Source organism: Pseudomonas sp. 31 R 17 (genome assembly GCF_900004915.1).
Lineage (GTDB): Bacteria > Pseudomonadota > Gammaproteobacteria > Pseudomonadales > Pseudomonadaceae > Aquipseudomonas > Aquipseudomonas orientalis_A.
Genome location: NZ_CVTN01000062.1, coordinates 102,067 through 120,746, shown reverse-complemented (window position 1 = coordinate 120,746; position 18,680 = coordinate 102,067). Strand labels below are relative to the sequence as shown.

Annotated in this window: 16 protein-coding genes; 11 read left to right on the top strand and 5 right to left on the bottom strand. The window is 61.2% G+C overall.

Translation table 11 applies throughout. The features are described from left to right. Positions 1 to 139: 139 nt before the first annotated feature. The 7 genes from BFP89_RS10525 to yccS all read left to right on the top strand — a co-directional run bounded on the left by BFP89_RS10525 (position 140) and on the right by yccS (position 10,712). Positions 140 to 1,582 carry a TldD/PmbA family protein gene (locus BFP89_RS10525; protein ID WP_065885420.1) on the top strand — a complete coding sequence of 481 codons (1,443 nt, stop codon included), beginning with the start codon at positions 140 to 142 and terminating at the stop codon, positions 1,580 to 1,582. Beyond that, positions 1,582 to 2,898: a TldD/PmbA family protein gene (locus BFP89_RS10520; protein ID WP_065885419.1), complete on the top strand. Its 1,317-nt coding sequence runs from the start codon at positions 1,582 to 1,584 to the stop codon at positions 2,896 to 2,898. Before BFP89_RS10525 ends, BFP89_RS10520 begins: the two co-directional genes overlap by 1 nt. A gap of 252 nt (positions 2,899 to 3,150) precedes the next feature. Beyond that, positions 3,151 to 4,041 carry an alpha/beta fold hydrolase gene (locus tag BFP89_RS10515; RefSeq protein ID WP_065885418.1) on the top strand — a complete coding sequence of 297 codons (891 nt, stop codon included), beginning with the start codon at positions 3,151 to 3,153 and terminating at the stop codon, positions 4,039 to 4,041. Positions 4,042 to 4,076: 35 nt separating this feature from the next. Beyond that, positions 4,077 to 5,504 carry a multidrug transporter subunit MdtD gene (gene mdtD / locus BFP89_RS10510; protein WP_065885417.1) on the top strand — a complete coding sequence of 476 codons (1,428 nt, stop codon included), beginning with the start codon at positions 4,077 to 4,079 and terminating at the stop codon, positions 5,502 to 5,504. 130 nt (positions 5,505 to 5,634) lie between these two features. Next, positions 5,635 to 6,972 carry an ATP-dependent RNA helicase DbpA gene (gene dbpA / locus BFP89_RS10505; protein WP_240995367.1) on the top strand — a complete coding sequence of 446 codons (1,338 nt, stop codon included), beginning with the start codon at positions 5,635 to 5,637 and terminating at the stop codon, positions 6,970 to 6,972. A 157-nt stretch (positions 6,973 to 7,129) separates the two neighbouring features. Then, positions 7,130 to 8,308, top strand: coding sequence for an NAD(P)/FAD-dependent oxidoreductase (locus BFP89_RS10500; RefSeq protein ID WP_065885415.1), 1,179 nt, complete (start codon positions 7,130 to 7,132; stop codon positions 8,306 to 8,308). Between the two features lie 220 nt (positions 8,309 to 8,528). Continuing rightward, the gene (gene yccS / locus BFP89_RS10495) at positions 8,529 to 10,712 is read left to right on the top strand and encodes a YccS family putative transporter (RefSeq protein ID WP_065885414.1); all 2,184 of its coding nucleotides are present in this window, start codon (positions 8,529 to 8,531) and stop codon (positions 10,710 to 10,712) included. Positions 10,713 to 10,807: 95 nt separating this feature from the next. Here the strand turns inward: yccS and BFP89_RS10490 are convergent, their stop codons facing one another. Next, the gene (locus BFP89_RS10490) at positions 10,808 to 11,545 is read right to left on the bottom strand and encodes a substrate-binding periplasmic protein (RefSeq protein WP_065885413.1); all 738 of its coding nucleotides are present in this window, start codon (positions 11,543 to 11,545) and stop codon (positions 10,808 to 10,810) included. 200 nt (positions 11,546 to 11,745) lie between these two features. Between BFP89_RS10490 and BFP89_RS10485 the strand changes: the two genes are divergently transcribed. Further along, positions 11,746 to 12,198, top strand: coding sequence for a GNAT family N-acetyltransferase (locus tag BFP89_RS10485; RefSeq protein WP_065885412.1), 453 nt, complete (start codon positions 11,746 to 11,748; stop codon positions 12,196 to 12,198). 103 nt (positions 12,199 to 12,301) lie between these two features. Here BFP89_RS10485 and BFP89_RS10480 read toward each other — a convergent pair whose 3' ends face one another. The 3 genes from BFP89_RS10480 to BFP89_RS10470 are packed head-to-tail and all read right to left on the bottom strand — an operon-like array spanning position 12,302 to position 15,264. Beyond that, positions 12,302 to 12,598: a winged helix-turn-helix domain-containing protein gene (locus tag BFP89_RS10480; RefSeq protein WP_065885411.1), complete on the bottom strand. Its 297-nt coding sequence runs from the start codon at positions 12,596 to 12,598 to the stop codon at positions 12,302 to 12,304. 2 nt (positions 12,599 to 12,600) lie between these two features. Beyond that, a complete protein-coding gene (locus tag BFP89_RS10475) occupies positions 12,601 to 13,116 on the bottom strand; it encodes a M48 metallopeptidase family protein (protein ID WP_065885410.1) in 516 nt (171 codons plus the stop codon). Positions 13,117 to 13,158: 42 nt separating this feature from the next. Then, positions 13,159 to 15,264, bottom strand: coding sequence for a putative bifunctional diguanylate cyclase/phosphodiesterase (locus tag BFP89_RS10470; protein WP_065885409.1), 2,106 nt, complete (start codon positions 15,262 to 15,264; stop codon positions 13,159 to 13,161). 312 nt (positions 15,265 to 15,576) lie between these two features. Between BFP89_RS10470 and BFP89_RS10465 the strand changes: the two genes are divergently transcribed. Then, entirely contained in the window at positions 15,577 to 16,242 is a 666-nt protein-coding gene (locus BFP89_RS10465; protein WP_065885408.1) for a polysaccharide lyase family 7 protein, read from the top strand. 580 nt (positions 16,243 to 16,822) lie between these two features. Here BFP89_RS10465 and BFP89_RS10460 read toward each other — a convergent pair. Next, positions 16,823 to 17,029 (bottom strand): helix-turn-helix transcriptional regulator, encoded by a 207-nt coding sequence (locus tag BFP89_RS10460; RefSeq protein ID WP_256097340.1) that lies wholly within the window; start codon positions 17,027 to 17,029, stop codon positions 16,823 to 16,825. A 642-nt stretch (positions 17,030 to 17,671) separates the two neighbouring features. Between BFP89_RS10460 and BFP89_RS10455 the strand changes: the two genes are divergently transcribed. Together BFP89_RS10455 and BFP89_RS28455 are read left to right on the top strand one after the other, a co-directional pair. Next, positions 17,672 to 17,965: a fructose-bisphosphate aldolase gene (locus BFP89_RS10455; RefSeq protein ID WP_065885406.1), complete on the top strand. Its 294-nt coding sequence runs from the start codon at positions 17,672 to 17,674 to the stop codon at positions 17,963 to 17,965. Positions 17,966 to 18,249: 284 nt separating this feature from the next. Beyond that, positions 18,250 to 18,588, top strand: a complete 339-nt coding sequence (locus tag BFP89_RS28455) for a hypothetical protein (protein ID WP_141689077.1) — start codon at positions 18,250 to 18,252, stop codon at positions 18,586 to 18,588. Positions 18,589 to 18,680: the final 92 nt, after the last annotated feature.

Here is an 18,680-nt window from a genome sequence, read left to right as displayed (position 1 = left end):
GAACACGGTCGAATGTGGGAGGGGGCTTGCCCCCGATGAGGCCCGAACAAACAACACACAACCCCCTCCCTTGATCAGCTCCCAGCCCCGGCCTACTCTGTTGGCCTGCCCGCGCTGAGCCGCCCACAAGGAAGGCCCCATGTTCGAACACCACGCCACGCTCAAGAAACACTTCAGTACCCTGCGCACCAACGCCCAATTCTTCTCCCTGCGCTATGTCCGCGAATCCGGCCGATACCTGTCGGTACGCAAGAACGTCGCCGAACCGCCCCACCTGAGCCACGACGAAGGCGCCATGCTCACCGTGCGCCTCAACGGCGTGGAAGCCTACGCCGCGACCAACGATATTTCCCTGGCCGGCCTGCAAGCCGCCCTCGAGCGCGCCGAGCAGCAAGCCCGGCAGATCCTGCCCCACGCCCTGCTCGACCTGCGCGAGCAAGCGGTGTCCAGTGACGTGGCCGACTACCTGTCGCCCGACTTCGACCAGCCCTTCCCCACCCTGAGCGACTGCTACCAACTGCTCGGCGATGAGTCCGCTGCCGTGCCCAGGGATGAGCGCCTGGTCAGCTGGGACGTGAGTCTGGGCCAGACCACCGTCGAACAGATCTACCTCAACACCGCCGGCGCCCAATTGCGCCAGGCCCAGCGCTTTGTGTTCCCCGGCGTCAATGTCACGGCCTTCGACGGTAACGACAGCCAGACCCGCACCCTCGGCGGCAGCAACTTCGGCCAGCAAGGCGGGTTTGACGTGATCAGCCGCTTCGGCCTGATCGGCGCCGCGCCGCGCGTGGCCGACGAGGCCCTGCAACTGTTGCTGGCACCGAACACACCCCAGGGTCCGCGTGACCTGCTGCTGATGCCCGACCAGATGATCCTGCAGATCCACGAGTCCATCGGCCATCCGCTGGAGCTGGACCGCATCCTCGGCGACGAGCGCAACTACGCCGGCACCAGCTTTGTGAAGGCCAGCGACTTCGGCCACCTGCAATACGGTTCAGCGCTGCTCAACGTGACCTTCGACCCGGACATCCCCGAGCAGCTTGCCAGCTACAGCCATGACGATGACGGCACCCGCGCCAGCAAGCAGTTCCTGATTCGCGAAGGGCTGCTGCTCAAGCCGTTGGGCGGCGCGTTGTCGCAATTTCGCGCCAACCTGCCAGGCGTCGCCAACAGCCGCGCCTGCGGCTGGAATCGCCCGCCCATCGATCGCATGGCCAACTTGAATATCGAGCCCGGCGATAAAAACCTCGCGCAACTGGTGGGCGGTATTGAACACGGCATCCTGATGTCGACCAATCGTTCGTGGTCCATCGACGATGCGCGCAACAAGTTCCAGTTCGGGTGTGAGTGGGGCAAATTGATCGAAAACGGCGAACTCAAGGGTGTGGTGAAGAACCCCAACTACCGCGCCATTTCCGCGCAGTTCTGGCGCAACCTCAGCGCGGTCGGCGATGCCAGCACCTTCAAGGTGTTGGGCACGCCGAACTGCGGCAAGGGCGAACCCAACCAGGTGATCCGCGTCGGCCATGCGTCGCCGGCCTGTGTGTTCAGTAACGTCGATGTATTCGGGGGAGACGCCTGATGAATAACTTCAAGGCACTGGTGGACTGGCTCAAGCAGGCCATCACCGATAAAGAGCAATTTCACCTCGGCTACGCGGATGAATCGTCGGAATTCGTGCGGTTCAACCACGCACAGGTACGCCAGGCCGGCCAAGTGCAACAATCGAGCCTGAACCTCAAGCTGATCAACGATGGCCGCCACGCCGACCTGGGCATCACCCTGTCCGGCGAGCCGGCGCTGGATCGCCAGCGTCTGGCCGATGGCCTGCAACAACTGCGCGAAACCTTGCCGTTACTGCCGGCGGACCCGTACCTGTTGCTGAACCACGACGCCTGGCACAGCCACAACGAACAGCTGCGCCCCCTGCCGGAGCTGGCCCAGGTGCTGCAAGACATCAGCCGGGCTGCAGAAGACGTGGACCTGGTCGGCTTCTATGCCGCCGGTCCCATCAGCCGTGGCTTTGCCAGCTCCGACGGCGCGTTCGGCTGGCACCAGGCCAATAGCTTCAACTTCGACTTCAGCCTGTTCCACGCCAATGGCGAAGCGGTCAAGGCCAGCTACGCCGGGCACACCTGGGACAGTGCCGAGTTCGCCCGGCGCGTCCAACAGGCGCGCGACCAGCTCCACTTCCTGGGCCGACCGCTGCACCCGCTGGCGCCCGGACAGTACCGCGCCTACCTCGCTCCGGCGGCACTCGAAGAGATCATCAGCATCGTGACCTGGGGCGGCTTTTCCGCCCAGGCCATCGCCAGCAAAGGCAGCTCGTTGCAACGCCTGTATGCCGGCGAACAGCACCTGAGCCCTCTGGTGACCGTCAGCGAGCAGATCAGCGGTTCACTGAGCCAGGCCTTTTCCCCGGAAGGCTACCCGCGCAGCGATGTCAGGTTGATCAATGCAGGCCGCGCCGACGGCCAACTGGTCAACTCGCGCAGCGCCGCCGAATATGGCCTCAGTGCCAACGGCGCCGGCGGCGACGAGTCCCCCAGCGCCCTGCAGATGGCCGCCGGCAACCTGGCCCAGGCCGATATCCTCAAGCAATTGGGCACCGGGCTGTACATCAGCAACCTGTGGTACCTGAACTACTCCGACCTGCCGGCGGCGCGCCTGACCGGCATGACCCGCTTCGCCACGTTCTGGGTGGAAGACGGCGAGATCAAGGCCCCGGTCAGCACCATGCGCTTTGATGACAGTGTGTACAGCCTGCTGGGCTCACAGCTGGAAGCGTTGACGATTGAACGGGAACTGCTGCTGTCGGCCAGCACGTATGGGCAGCGCAATACAGCCTCAAATCTGCTTCCCGGCGCCCTGGTCAAACGCCTGACCCTGACGTTGTAAATATAAAACCCCTGTGGGAGGGGGCTTGCTCCCGATGACGGTGTATCAGTGACACATGTACTGACTGACATACTGTTATCGGGAGCAAGCCCCCTCCCACATTGTCCTGAGTTGATTTCAGACAGATCAATTTCAACCCTTCCTACGGTCCATTCTCTTCTTCCCGTTCTGCACGGACAGCCCTGTTGTCGCCCGCAAAAAACCCCGTTATAAGGAGTGATGGCATACCGCCACATCACAGGGAGTGCAGCGATGACCCAGGGAAGTTTTGTCATAGAAAAGCTGTATAAGCACTACAACGTCCACGTAGAGCAACTGGGCGACGACCCGCACAGAAAAACCGTGCTGATGGTCAACGGTGCACTGTCCACCACGCGCTCCTTTGCCCGCACCAGCAAATGCCTGGCCGAGCATTTCAATGTGCTGCTGTTTGACCTGCCATTCTCCGGCTATTCGCGCGAGTACAACACCGACCTGGACCTGGTGACCAAGGACGACGAGGTACAGATGCTGCGCGCGCTGGTGGAGCGCCTTGCAGTCAACCATCTGGTCTCGGCCTCCTGGGGCGGCATCTCCACATTGCTGACCCTGGCGCACAACCCGCCGTCCATCGAAAGCTCGGTGGTGATGGCCCTCGCCCCCCACCTCAACCCGGCCATGCTTGCGTACGTGGAGCGCGTGCGCGTGCTGATCGAGGCCGATGACAAATCCGCCGTGGGCCACCTGCTCAACGAGACAGTCGGCAAATACCTGTCGCCGCGCCTCAAGCGCAACAACCACCGCCACCTGTCGAACATGGCCACCACCGAATATCGCCAGGCGCGTTTTCACATCCACCAGGTGTTGGCGCTGGGCGATGGCAACTACTTGCCGGCGCTGCGGCACATTGCAACACCGGTGTACTTCCTCAACGGTACGCTGGACGAATACACCCCTGCCGCCGAAGCCCGGTTGTTCGGCGATTACGTAGAGCGCAGCAGTTTCGCAGTGGCCGAACACACCGGCCATTTGCTCGACCTGGAATCACGCGAGGCGGCGCTGGCGGTGCATCGTGCCTTGCTGGATTTTCTGCTGGGCGAGCACGCCGCGTTGTCGGCTATAGACGAACCGCTAGTGGGAAAAACAGCGACGAATGGCGCATAATCGCCGACACATAGCCTGCTAACAAAAGGGTTCCCATGCCGAATCGTGCCCCTCTCGACGCCAAGACCGCCCGCTGGCTGCCCTGGGTGGTCGCGATTGCCTTCTTCATGCAGTCGCTGGACGGGACGATCCTCAACACGGCGCTGCCGGCCATGGCCCGGGACCTGGCGGAAAACCCGCTGCGCATGCAGGGCGTGGTCATTGCCTACATGCTCACCGTCGCCTTGCTGATCCCCGCGTCGGGCTGGATCGCCGACCGCTTCGGCACCAAGAAAATCTTCTTTGGCGCCATCCTGCTGTTCAGCATCGGGTCACTGTTGTGCGCCTTGTCCAGCAGCTTGAGCATGCTGGTGGGGGCGCGGGTGATCCAGGGCCTGGGCGGCGCGCTGATGCTGCCGGTGGGGCGCCTGGTGGTCCTGCGCGCCTATCCCCGTTCCGAGCTGGTGCGGATCATGGGCTTCATTACCATCCCCGGCCTGCTCGGCCCATTGCTCGGCCCGACCCTGGGCGGCTGGATGGTGCAATACCTGACCTGGCACTGGATCTTCCTGATCAATTTGCCGGTGGGCATGATCGGCTGCTACGCGGTGTGGAAGTTCATCCCCGACCTGCGCGGCAGCGAGCGCACGCGCTTCGATAGCCTCGGCTTCCTGCTGTTCGGCGCGGCCATGGTGCTGATCACCATCGCCATGGAGGGCCTGGGCGAACTGCACCTGCCGCACCTGCGGGTGATGTTGCTGCTGTTCGGCGGGCTGGCGTGCCTGGCGGCGTATTGGCTGCGCGCCGGGCATATCGACAACGCCCTGTTCTCGCCGGTGCTGTTCAAGACCCGCACCTTTGCCGTGGGCATCCTCGGTAACCTGTTCGCGCGCCTGGGCAGCGGTGCGCTGCCGTTCCTGGTGCCGCTGCTGTTGCAGGTGGCGCTGGGTTATTCGCCGTCACAGGCCGGCATGAGCATGTTGCCGCTGGCGGCGGCGGCGATGTTTGCCAAGTCCATCGCCCGGCCATTGATCGAGCGCCTGGGTTATCGCGTGGTGCTCACCGGCAACACCCTGGCCCTGGGCGCCATGCTCGCGAGCATGGGCCTGGTCAGCGAGCAAACCCCTTACCCGCTGCTGCTGGCGATGCTGGCGGTGCTCGGCGCCATCAACTCCCTGCAATTCACGGCGATGAACACCGTGACCCTGATCGACCTCGACGACGCCCAGGCCAGCAGCGGCAACAGTTTGCTCTCGGTGGTGGCACAACTGTCCCTGAGCCTGGGCGTGGCCTGCGCCGGTGCCCTGCTCGGCGGGTTCACCCTGGAGACCGGCAACGATGGGGTGAACACGGTGCTCGGCGCGTTCCAGCTGACGTTCCTCACCGTGGGCATCATGGCCATGCTGGCGGCGGCGATCTTCCTGCAATTGTCGCCAAAAGACGGTAAACGCGTGGTCAGCCGTGAGCATGATATCGAGCACTGACCGGCGTCTCGTCTAGAACTTGCGGGGAAATTCCCACGAGACTGGTACACTGCGCGACATTTTGTTTTGCAGAGCCAGTCCCGTGACCACCATCGCCACCGCTTTTAATACTTTGCCCCTGTCCGCCGCCATGCTGGCTAACCTCGACTCGCTGGGTTATGTCGAGATGACGCAGATCCAGGCGCAGAGCTTGCCGGTGATCCTCAAGGGGCTGGACCTGATTGCCCAGGCCAAGACCGGCAGCGGCAAGACCGCCGCCTTCGGTATCGGCCTGCTGAACCCGATCAACCCGCGCTATTTCGGGTGCCAGGCCCTGGTGATGTGCCCGACCCGTGAGCTGGCCGACCAGGTGGCCAAGGAAATCCGTCGCCTGGCCCGCGCCGAAGACAACATCAAGGTGCTGACCCTGTGCGGCGGCGTGTCCCTCGGCCCGCAGATCGCCTCCCTTGAGCACGGTGCCCACGTGATCGTCGGCACCCCGGGCCGCATCCAGCAGCACCTGCGCAAAGGTTCGTTGGTACTGGACGGCTTGAACACGCTGATCCTCGACGAAGCCGACCGCATGCTCGACATGGGTTTCTACGACGCCATCGAAGACATCATCAGCAAGACCCCGGCGCGCCGCCAGACCCTGCTGTTCTCGGCCACCTACCCGGTGAGCATCAAGCAACTGGCCTCCAAGTTCATGCGCGCGCCGCAGCAAGTGAAGGCCGAAGCGTTCCACTCCGACGATCAGATCGAACAGCGGTTCTACGAGATCTCGCCGGAAGAACGCATGGACGCCGTGACCAAGGTGCTGGCGCATTTCCGCCCGGCGTCGTGCGTGGCGTTCTGCTTTACCAAGCAGCAAGTGCAGGAAACCGTGGATCACCTGACGTCCAAGGGCATTTCCGCCGTCGGCCTGCACGGTGACCTGGAGCAACGCGACCGTGACCAGGTACTGGCCATGTTCGCCAACCGCAGCACCTCGGTGCTGGTGGCCACCGACGTCGCCGCCCGTGGCCTGGACATCGACTCGCTGGACATGGTGATCAACGTCGAACTGGCGCGCGACTCGGAAATCCACATTCACCGTGTTGGCCGTACCGGTCGTGCGGGTGAGACCGGCCTCGCCATCAGCCTGGTGGCGCCGTCCGAAGCGCATCGCGCCCAGGCCATCGAGCAACTGCAGAAGTCGCCGCTGAACTGGGATCAACTGGACAACCTCAAGCCGCAGAGCGGTGGCCCGCTGCTGCCGGTGATGAGCACGCTGTGCATCGCCGCCGGGCGCAAGGACAAGGTGCGCCCGGGCGACATCCTCGGCGCCCTGACGGGTGACGCCGGCATCCCCGGCGCCCAGGTAGGCAAGATCGCGATCTTTGACTTCCAGGCCTTCGTGGCCGTGGAACGCGGCATCGCCAAGCAGGCGCTGCAGCGCTTGAACGACGGCAAGATCAAAGGCCGCTCGTTGCGCGTGCGCATCCTGTAAAAATCTCAAGCTATACAGAGATCCAAATGTGGGAGGGGGCTTGCCCCCGATAGCGGTGTGTCAGTGGCAGATGTACTGACTGACACCCTGCAATCGGGGGCAAGCCCCCTCCCACATTGGCCTGTAGTCAAATTCAAAATTGTATGAGGACACCGTTTTGCGCTCGACCGAAGTTGTGATCATTGGCGCCGGCGCCGCAGGCTTGATGTGCGCACTGACCGCCGCCGGGCGCGGGCGCAAGGTGATGCTGATCGACCATGCGAACAAGGCCGGCAAAAAGATCCTGATGTCCGGTGGTGGCCGCTGCAACTTCACCAATCTGTACACCGAGCCGGCCAACTTCCTCTCGCACAACGCGCACTTCTGCAAGTCGGCCCTGGCGCGCTACACCCAGTGGGATTTCATCGGCTTGGTGGCCAAGCACGGCGTGCCGTACCACGAAAAGAAACTCGGCCAGCTGTTCTGCGACAACAAGTCCAGCGACATCCTCGGCATGCTCCTCGATGAATGCATCCAGACCGGCGTGAGCCTGCACCTGGACACCTCCATCCAGCAAATCGCCAGGCTCGACAGCGGCTATCAGTTGCAGACCACCCTGGGTGAGCTGCGTTGCGAATCCCTGGTGATCGCTACCGGAGGGCTGTCGATTCCAACCCTGGGCGCCACCGGTTTCGGCTATCAAGTGGCCAGACAGTTCGGCCATGAACTGCTGCCGACCCGCGCGGGATTGGTGCCGTTCACCATTACCGACCAGCTCAAGGACCTATGCGGCGAGCTGTCCGGCACCTCGGTGGATTGCCTGGTCAGTTGCAACGGCCAGAGCTTTCGCGAGAACCTGCTGTTTACCCATCGCGGCCTGAGCGGGCCAGCGATTTTGCAGATTTCCTCCTACTGGGAACCCGGTGACACCGTGGAGATCAATCTGCTGCCCGACCACGACGCCCACGCGTGGCTGCAACAGCAACAGGCCGAGCGTCCCAACAGCGAGTTGAAGACACTGCTGGGCGAGATTTTCACCAAGAAGATGGCCAACCTTTTGGCGGACACCTGGTTCGCGTCCAAGCCGATGAAGCAGTACACCCATGCCGAAATCGCCGAGATCGCCGAGAAGCTCGGCAGCTGGCAACTGGTACCGGCGGGCACCGAGGGCTATCGCACGGCCGAGGTGACGCTGGGCGGGGTGGATACGCGGGAAGTGTCGTCCAAGACCATGGAATCCCTGAAAAGCCCCGGGCTGTACTTCATCGGTGAAGTGCTGGATGTGACCGGTCACCTGGGCGGGTTCAATTTCCAGTGGGCCTGGGCTTCGGGCTACGCAGCCGCGCAATACGTCTGACACAACACAGTCAAATGTGGGAGGGGGCTTGCCCCCGATGGCGGTGTGTCAGTCACCTGATGAGCTGGCTGACACACTGCTATCGGGGGCAAGCCCCCTCCCACATTTTGTTTTGCAGGGTGTCAGGGACAATATTTGCACATCGATGTGATCACCACCCTTGCCGTGGCGTCCTTGATAGCTCAATTTAGCGACAACGTCCCGGAAGACTCCAGACTTCATGTCATCGACCTCGTTCAAGCAGTCCCTGCGACGCCTGTGGGCACTGGATAAATTCAGCTACAGCATTCGGGTATTCATCGCCCTGACCGGCAGCATGGCGCTGTGCTGGTATCAGGATGAAATGACGCTGCTGATCCCGCTGTTCCTGGGGATTATCGCCAGCGCGCTGGCCGAGACCGACGACAGTTGGCAAGGCCGTCTCAACGCCCTGGCGGTGACGCTGGTGTGTTTCAGCATCGCCGCGCTGTCGGTGGAGCTGCTGTTTCCCTACCCCTGGATCTTTGCGGCCTCCCTGGCCCTGGCCACGTTCGGCCTGACCATGCTCGGCGCGCTCGGTGAACGCTATGGCGCGATTGCCTCGGCCACGTTGATCCTGTCGGTCTACACCATGATCGGCGTGGACCAGCGCGGCGGTGCCGTCAGTGATTTCTGGCACGAGCCGTTGCTGCTGGTGGCGGGCGCGGCCTGGTACGGCGTGCTGTCGGTGCTGTGGCAGGCGCTGTTTTCCAACCAGCCGGTGCAACAGAGCCTGGCGCGGTTGTTCCGCGAGCTGGGGCGTTATCTGAAGCTCAAATCTGCGTTGTTCGAGCCGATCCGCCAACTGGATGTGGAAGCACGCCGCCTGGAACTGGCCCAGCAGAATGGCCGCGTGGTCGCGGCGTTGAATGCGGCCAAGGAAATCATCCTGCACCGCGTCGGTAATGGCCGGCCGGGCTCGAAGGTCAGCCGCTACCTGAAGCTGTACTTTCTGGCCCAGGACATCCACGAGCGTGCCAGTTCGTCCCACTACCCGTATAACGCACTGGCCGAAGCGTTCTTCCACAGCGACGTGCTGTTCCGCTGCCAACGCCTGCTGCGCCAGCAGGGCAAGGCCTGCCAGGCCCTGGCCGAGTCGATCCAACTGCGCCAGCCGTTCATTTATGACGACAGCTTTGCCGAAGCCCTGGGCGATTTGAATGCCTCACTGGAACACCTGCGTATCCAGAGCAACCCGGCCTGGCGCGGTTTGCTGCGCTCGTTGCGCGCCCTGGCCGCCAACCTGTCGACCCTCGACCGCCTGCTCGGCGACGCAAGCAACCCCGACGCCCTGGCCGACGCCACCGACAGCAACCTGCTGGACCGTGCCCCACGCAACCTCAAGGAAATGTGGACGCGCCTGCGCACCCAGCTCACGCCGACCTCCCTGCTGTTTCGCCACGCCTTGCGCCTGTCCCTGGCATTGACCGTCGGCTACGCCACCCTGCATGCCATCCATGCCTCCCAGGGTTACTGGATCATCCTCACCACGCTGTTTGTTTGCCAACCGAACTACGGGGCGACACGCCGCAAGCTCGGTCAGCGGATCATCGGCACCGCGATCGGCCTGACCGTGGCCTGGGCGCTGTTCGACCTGTTCCCAAACCCGGTGGTGCAATCGATGTTCGCCATCGCCGCCGGCCTGGTGTTCTTTATCAACCGCACCACGCGCTACACCCTGGCCACGGCGGCGATCACCCTGATGGTGCTGTTCTGTTTCAACCAGGTGGGCGATGGCTACGGACTGTTCCTGCCACGCCTGTTCGATACCTTGCTCGGCAGCCTGATCGCGGGCCTGGCGGTGTTCCTGTTCCTGCCGGACTGGCAAGGCCGGCGCCTGAACAAAGTGCTGGCCAACACCCTGACCTGCAACAGCATTTACCTGCGCCAGATCATGCAGCAGTACGCCGCCGGCAAGAGCGACGACCTGGCTTACCGCCTGGCCCGTCGCAACGCGCACAACGCCGATGCGGCGCTGTCCACCACCCTGGCGAATATGCTGATGGAGCCTGGGCACTTTCGTAAGGAGGCCGACGTCGGCTTCCGCTTCCTGGTGCTCTCGCACACGCTGCTCAGCTATTTGTCGGGCCTTGGCGCACATCGCGATACCCAACTGCCGGCCGACGTGCGCGAACAGTTGATCGCAGGCGCGGGCAACAGCCTGGCAGCGAGCATCGATGAGATCGCCACGGGGCTGGCGAACAAACAGCCGATTGCGATCCAGAGCGATGATGAGGAAGCACTGGCCGCGCAGCTTGAGCAGATGCCGGATGAGATCGATGAGGGCCAGCGGCTGGTGCAGACGCAGTTGGCCTTGATTTGTCGGCAGTTGGGGCCGTTGCGTACGTTGGCGGCGCATCTGATCAAAGATACCCGCGCGGCTTAGGTCGCTATCGGGGGCAAGCCCCCTCCCACACTTTTGATGGGTGAACACAGTCAAATGTGGGAGGGGGCTTGCCCCCGATGAGGCCTGCACAGACGCTACATCCCATGGGCCTTCATCAACTTCGCATAACTGCCATCCGCCTTCATCCTGGCGATCTCCCGGTCAAAGCCGGCAACGATCTGCGCATGCTCGGGGTTCTTCAGGCTGACCAGGATATGCAGGCTGTTCTCGCTCAGCGGCTCGCCCACGAACTCCACGGCGCTGCGCACCCTGGGCGACTCGCGCGCCAGGTAGTAACGCGCCACGAACTCATCCTCCAGGGTCAGGCGCACACGTTTTGCCGCCAGCATCCGCACGGCCATGGCAAAGTTATGCACCGGCACTTTCTGTAGCAGCGCATCCTGGTCGAACGCCGCCGAATAGGCGTAACCACGCACCACGGCGATGCTTTCGCCGTGCAACCGTTGAAGGTCCTGATAATCGACAGGGTCGTCGCGGCGCTTGATAAAGCGCACGCGGTTGACCAGATATTGCGCGGAAAACTCACCCAACTGCGTGCGCTCATCGTTGTACCAGGCGTTGATCAGCACATCGTAGCGCCCATCGCCTATCCCCTTGAGCGCGCGCGCCCAAGGCACCTGCTCAAAATCACTCGCGTACCCGGCCCGAGCCAGCGCGGTGCTGACAATATCCGTAGCCAGCCCGCCGTTGATCAGCGTGATATCGGTAAACGGCGGCCAACCGTCCGCCACCAGGCGCAAACGCTGCGCCAATACCGGTTGAGCCAGCAACAACACTGCAATCAAAGCAACGGCACGAGACAATCGCGGCATGCTTAAAATCCTTGGCGGGCAGGCGATGGCCTGATAACAGTAGCTCATCAATGAGCCTGCATTGGTTATTGCACAAAGAAGTCAGGCACGCATGCACTGAATGATGGCAAATTGACGCCATTCACAAAAATGACCGGCTTTGGACAGCCGCGCCGGTCGCACTTACTATCCCTGCCAAGCCTTTGACAAGAGCGCACCTCATGACGGTCGATTGGATCTGCAGACATCACGACGATCTGGGCAAGGAACAGCTGTACGCCATCCTGCGCCTGCGCGGCGAAGTGTTCGTGGTTGAGCAACAGTGTGTTTACCAGGACATCGACGGGCAGGACCTGTCCGGCGATACCCACCACCTGATGGCCTGGAAAGCGGATGAGCTGGTGGCCTACCTGCGGCTGCTCGACCCGGAGTCACAGGGTGGCGATGTGGTGATTGGCCGGGTAATCGTTGCGCCGTCGGCGCGGGGCACCGGGCTGGGGCATTTGATGATGGAAGAGACCCTCAGGCAGATCGAGGAGATCTGGCCCGAGACACCGATCTTCCTGTCGGCCCAGGCGCATTTGCAGGGGTATTACGGGCGGTATGGGTTTGTGGTCGAGGGTGAGGAATATCTGGAGGACGATATTCCACATATTGGTATGCGGCGGGCTTGAGGGCCTCATCGGGGGCAAGCCCCCTCCCACACTTGATGTGTGAATACATTCAAATGTGGGAGGGGGCTTGCCCCCGATAGCGCCAGCCCAAACACCGCATCACTCAGGGATAACCCAACACCCGCTTGACCGCCGCAAGATTGGCCTCGATCCACCCCCGATCAATCGCCCCCCACTCACGAATCCGATAACCCCCGGCGTGATTGCGCGCCCCCTCTTCCTGCTCGAACTCACACACGATATCCAGGTCGGCCAACGCCGCAATCGTGTCCTGCGCCGTGCGCCGGGGCATACCGGTCACTTCAGTCAGCGCCGGGACGCTGCTGGCCAGCCCGCTGTCGATCAGGTACGCCACATACAGGCGACGGTAAAAGCTGCTCTTGGTCTTGCTCACATCCATGGTCAATCGCCTTGTAATTGGGGCTTGCCCTGCAAATCGCGCCAGGTGAGGTACACCCGCAGGTCGAATTCCACCTGATGGTAGCCCGGCATCATGTGTTCACAGAGTTTATAGAACGCCTTGTTGTGGTCCGATTCCTTGAAGTGCGCCAGTTCGTGCACCACGATCATGCGCAGAAACTCGGGGGCCGCCTCCTTGAACAGCGAGGCGATGCGGATCTCTTTCTTGGACTTGAGATTGCCGCCCTGCACCCGGGAAATCGTGGTGTGCAAACCCAGGGCGCGGTGGGTCAGGTCCAGGCGGTTATCGAACAGCACCTTGTCGATCGACGGTGCGTTGCGCAGGTGTTCCTGCTTCAAGGCCAGGGCGTAGCTGTACAGGGCCTTGTCGCTCTGCACGGCGTGCCGCTCGGGGTAACGCTGCTCCAGGTAGGCGCCCAACTGGTCCTTGGCGATCAATTGGCGCACTTGTTCCTGAAGGGCGGCGGGATAGGCCTGAAGGTATTTCAACGCGGTCATGGGGGCTGCAATGTGATTCGGACGGCCGCCAGTGTAGCGAATTCACAGCGCGTGAGGGTGCGACCAACCGACGACGTCCTCGGCCATCAGCGGTGCCGCCGCCCAGGTGCCCTGGATGAATGAACACCCGTTGGCCTTGAGCCACTGCGCCTGTTCGAGGCTTTGCACGCCTTCGGCGATCACCAGCACCTCAAAATGCCCGCACAGCTCGATGATGCTGCGCGCCATTGCGGCATCCCGCGCGGAGCCTGGCAATCGGGCCACCAATTGCGGGTCAAGCTTGAGGGTGTCGAACGCCAGGTCGCGCAGATGGGCCAGGGAACAGCGACCCGCGCCAAAGTCATCCAGGGCGATACGCACCCCCAGCTCACGCAACAATGTGAGCTGCTTGGTCGATTCCTCAAGGTTGCTCATCAGGCAGTCTTCACTGATTTCCACCTCCAGTTGCCGCCCCTGCAAACCGTGCCGTTCGAGGACCTGCCGCAGTTGGCCGACCAGGTTGGGCGTATTGAACTGACTGCTGCTCAGGCTCACGCTCAACACCAGCTCGTCATCGAAAGACGCTTGCCAGACCTGGCGCTGGGCAGCGACCTGCTGGTAAATCCAGCTGCTCAACTGGCTGATCAGCCGCGCCTCTTCCAGCAGCGGCAGGAACAACCCCGGCGGCACGTCACCGACACTCGGGTGCTGCCAGCGCAGCAACGCCTCGACACCCCGCAAGCGCCCATCCACCAGCGACACCTGGGGCTGGTACACCAGGACGAAATCCTTGTTTTGAATCGCGGTGCGCACACTGTCTTCAAGCATCAGGCGCGAGCGGGCTCGACCGTTCATTTCATGGTCGTAATAGCGATATTGCTGACGGCCGGCGCGCTTGGCTTCGTACATGGCGATGTCCGCCGCGCGCAACAGGCCGCTCAGGTCCGAGCCGCAGTCCGGGAAGGTCGCGATACCGATGCTGACGCCGAGCATCACCTCCAAACCGTCGACCTGCTGGCACACCGACACCCGCTCGATCAGTTTTTCCGCAATTTTCGCGGCCTGCTCGGGGAATTCCAGCTCCAGCAATGCCGTGAACTCATCCCCGCCCATGCGCCCAAGAATGTCGTAGGAGCGCAGGCACGCCTGCATCTGCTCGGACACCCAGCGCAGCACGCGATCGCCGGCGTCGTGGCCCAGGGTGTCGTTGACGCGCTTGAAACCATCCAGATCCAGGTACAGCAGCACCAGCGACTGCTCATTGCGCTCGCTGCGCGACAACATGCTCTCCACCGTCTGGTGGAAGCCCCGACGATTGAGCAGCCCGGTCAACGGGTCCGTCACAGCCTGGAACTCCAACTGCTGGTGCAGGTGGCGCACCTCGGACATGTCCAGCACCGTCACCACCATCGCCTTCTGCTCTGCGGGCAAGGGTGCGCAGGACAACGCCACCGGCACCTGTTGACCGCGACTGGTGCGCAAAATAGCGTCGTGCAAGCGCCACGTTTCGCCTTTGCAATACGCCTCGTACATCGGGAACCCCAGCCAGGCCGGCACATGGGGCTTTTGCAGGAAACTCAGGAAACTCTCGCCCTGCAACTCGGCCATCGTGGCATTGAGCAGCCTGGAGATAGCCGGGTTGGCGTACTGGATCACGCTGCCCTCGCCCACCACCAGAATCCCTTCGGCGGCGTTGTCCAGTACCGAGGCATTGAAGGCGCGGGCGGCCTCCAAGTCATGGCTCAACCGCTGCAGCGCACGGCGATTACGCTGATGTTCCAGCAGCGCCTGCACTTTGGGCTTGAGAATATGCGGGTCGAAGGGTTTGAACAGGTAGTCGATCGCACCGCTGGCGTAGCCCTGGAGCACCGCGTCGGGGGACTGGGCAGCGGCCGAGAGAAAGATGATCGGCGTCATGCTCGTGCGCTGGCTGCCGCGCATCAGGCGCGCCACCTCGAAGCCATCCATACCGGGCATCCGCACGTCCAGCAACACCAGGTCGACGTCATGCTCCAGCAGCAACTCCAGGGCCTGCAAACCGGAAGTCGCGGTAATCACTCGCCAGTCTTCACGCTGTAACACGGCACGCATGCTGACGAGATTTTCCGGGTAGTCATCGACCACCAGGAGAACTGAACTACCGTCGCCGAGGTTTGAAGCGCAATCCATGCTACGTCTCTTCCTTAAGGAACTGCACCGGTCACTTCGGGTACTCAAAACCGGACAAATAATGAGGCCTCACTCTAGCCCCGGGAATATAAAAGCAGAAGTAACGTCGGTGCCATCATCGCGCCAAACCCGGGGAAGCCGACTAACGGTAAGGCGCTGCAGCCCGCGTACCATGGGCAACATGGCTTTTTGGCATTCCTCTGACGCCAATAAATTGCCAGCCAGCGTTTAACAAGTGGGTTAACACCACCTATAAAGAACCTGTGCAGCCCTCGGGCTAAAGCGTTCACCCCTCGTCAAAAGGCCAACACCATGATCGACCTTTCCACCTGGAACCTGAGCATTCCGGTCGGCTCCCCGCCCACGACCATCGAAACCCCGAAGCTGCTCAGCGGCTTCAATGACCAGTACTTCCAGGCCGAAGGCAGCGATGTGCAGTTCTGGACGCCCGTCACCGGCACCCGCACCGAAAACGCCATCTACCCGCGCAGCGAACTGCGCGAAACCTACGCCGACGGGCGCCTGCGCAACTGGACCTACCCCGAGGCCGACAACTTCCTGCGCGCCACGCTCACCGTCAACCAGGTGCCGTCCAGCGGCAAGGTCGTGATCGGCCAGATCCATGCCTATGACAGCCAGAAACCCCTGATCAAGCTGGAGTATCAATTCAAGGAAAAAACCCAGACCGGCAACATCGTCGCCAAAGTGCGCATGCGCCCGGACGAATCCGAAAGCAGGGTCATCACGGTCGCCTCCAACGTGCCCCTGGAGAAGAGCTTTACCTATGTGATCAACCTCAACAAGGCCGGATTGCTCAGCGTGAACGCGGCCGACAGCGAGTGGAATGATCGCATCGGCGCGGCCTGGGGCGACAAGCCGCTGTACTTCAAGGCGGGGGTGTATGTGCAGGACAACAGTGGGGACAGCAAGGAAGGCGCACGGGTGACGTTTGCCAAGTTGGATATTGATCACGAGTAAAACGGATCGGCCCAGCTTATGCAGGCAAGGTCTGATAAACCCAGGGACCGTTCCCAGGCCTTGAATCCACTGCAGTCCACCTGTGGGAGGGGGCTTGCCCCCGATAGCGGAGGGCCAGCCGCCGACTATGTATGCTGACACACCGCAATCGGGGGCAAGCCCCCTCCCACAGTTGTCCTGCTTGTATTCCGAGTGATTGAACAGCGTGGGGTTGATATACCTGCCGCCGCCTGACCCGAAGGCCAAAACCCGCATTCTTGCGGGTTTTCCATGAGCCTTAATGCAAAGGCTTTACCACCGGCTTGCGTCGCATACCCGACGCCACCGAGTCGTGTAACGCCATCGCACGGCCCGCGTCCCACTCCTTGCGCATTGTGGAAAAAAGCTCAACATCAACTCGCGTCTGATGGGCGCCAAGCGCCTCGGACATTGCGTCTGCAATACGCTCGATGATCACGCCTGGGGCTGCTACACCGCAGTGCTTGCGACCAACTCAATCGCATATGCGAAGGAAAACTACGACCCCTTGGACAGTTCACCCGCATTGCCTTGAGATGTGGCAATGTTAAGTCGCTTGATTTTACTCATCGTGCTCTACCAGTTCGGCAAGGGATTTGAGATCAATTCGCCGGTCAACCATTTCCAGTGCCATTCCCAACGCCATAATCACCCTGAAGGCGGTGTACATGGCCACGTTTTCCCCCGCTTCCAGGTAGATGATGGTTTTACGGCTGCACCGTGCTTTTTCCGCGAATTGCTGCTGACTGTAGTGCTTCGCCCGGCGCAATTGCCTGATCCGCTCGCCAAAAGCCGGGGGAGTAGTGATGAGCAAAATGTCACCTATACAGAACTTTTAATGAAATTAATCTGATTATGTCCGTTATAACGGACATTTCAGTCCCCATACGTCTGATGCAATTGCCGACGGGCGTTTGCTCACGAGTAACGGATTGGCCTCAATGCGAGTAGGCCATGTCCGATGAGCGCGAGGATCATTCTCGATAGGTCCAGACGCTTGAATCCACTGTGGGAGGGGGCTTGCCCCCGATAGCGGTGGGCCAGCCGCCGACTGTGTATGCTGACACACCGCAATCGGGGGCAAGCCCCCTCCCACAGGTGTCCTGCCTGGCCTGAGAGGCTGGTGTTCGTCCTACAGTACCGTTGCGGCCAGACAGATCGCCGCTTATAGTTCACACCGTCGCTGGCATTGATCGGCGACAGGGTTTCGCAGCCCTACAGAGTTAATTCCGCATCCGTCAAAACAGCCCAGGCTCCCAGCCGAAGGTCGTCTTTGTTATGGCGGCTGTGCGTGGGAGACCTTCGGGTCTGCCGGGTCTTAACTCCTCGGTCTGCGAACCCGCGTACAGCTGCCACCCAATTTGTTTCGCAGCAAACGGTGGCTATTCTTCTTTCGAGTTAAGGATTTGCCATGAACAACCAACTTCCGCCCCGCCGTTTTTATCCCTGCACTGAGTCCGCGACCGATTCGCCCGTTCTCTTGATAGACAGCAACGCCCCACTGCTAGACCTCCACGCCTGCCTGCGCGAACGCCTCAACGCCGCCCTCGAACACCTTAACCTCATGGCCTGCTCCAGCCTGCCGGACTTCGCCGAGCGCGACCTGAACCATGTGGCCAATACCGCGCGCATTCTGGTGCAGGATGTCAGTGATGTGTTTCGGGTGATTGAACAACGCGGGTTCGATACGCCTTGCGCCGCCTGATCAACTCTAAAGCCAAAAAACCCGCATTTTGCGGGTTTTTCATCACATTGAAAAAGCCGAACGTTAAGTCGCGCTTAGTGTGTTCTTAGAAACCTGCCCGTTGCGGCGTATGCCTCTTATAAAAACCAATTTCGCCCTCTGCTTCTGCTTATAGCCTTTTCGTCACTAAGTTAGCTCCAGACACTCTAAACAACTGTCAGTTATGACAGGTTTCTTCAGGCGCGAGGCGCATTAGTTTAAGTGCTCACCGCTTTGTATTCACCACCCCTGAGAGGAACGAAGTCATGACAATGCCTAACCCAATGGGTACCTATGTCGGAGGAAGCGCCACTGGCCCCAAACAGCTTACTATTACCTCAGCTAATAGCAGCAGCGGTGCTATAACGGCAGACTTTCATGACGGCAAAGATGCTTACTCGCTCACTGGAACTTATAAGTTCGCCAATGCTGAAAAAGGAGGGCCCGCCAGCTTTACCTTGGATGGAGCCGCCGGAGCAAAAATAGCCTATAGATTTTCACTGGTTTCAAATGTGGTAAACGAAAGTGCACCGTTCCAAAAACTTACCGGAAACTTTTGGGTTAACAACGTTGCTGGGACCATGGAGCTTATAAAATTCAACTAAGCTCCAGCGTTTTTTTAAACAACCAAAACGCACTTATAGGGCACTATGAAAAAACCCGCTTTGCAGCGGGTTTTTTTAAAAAGTCACACGCT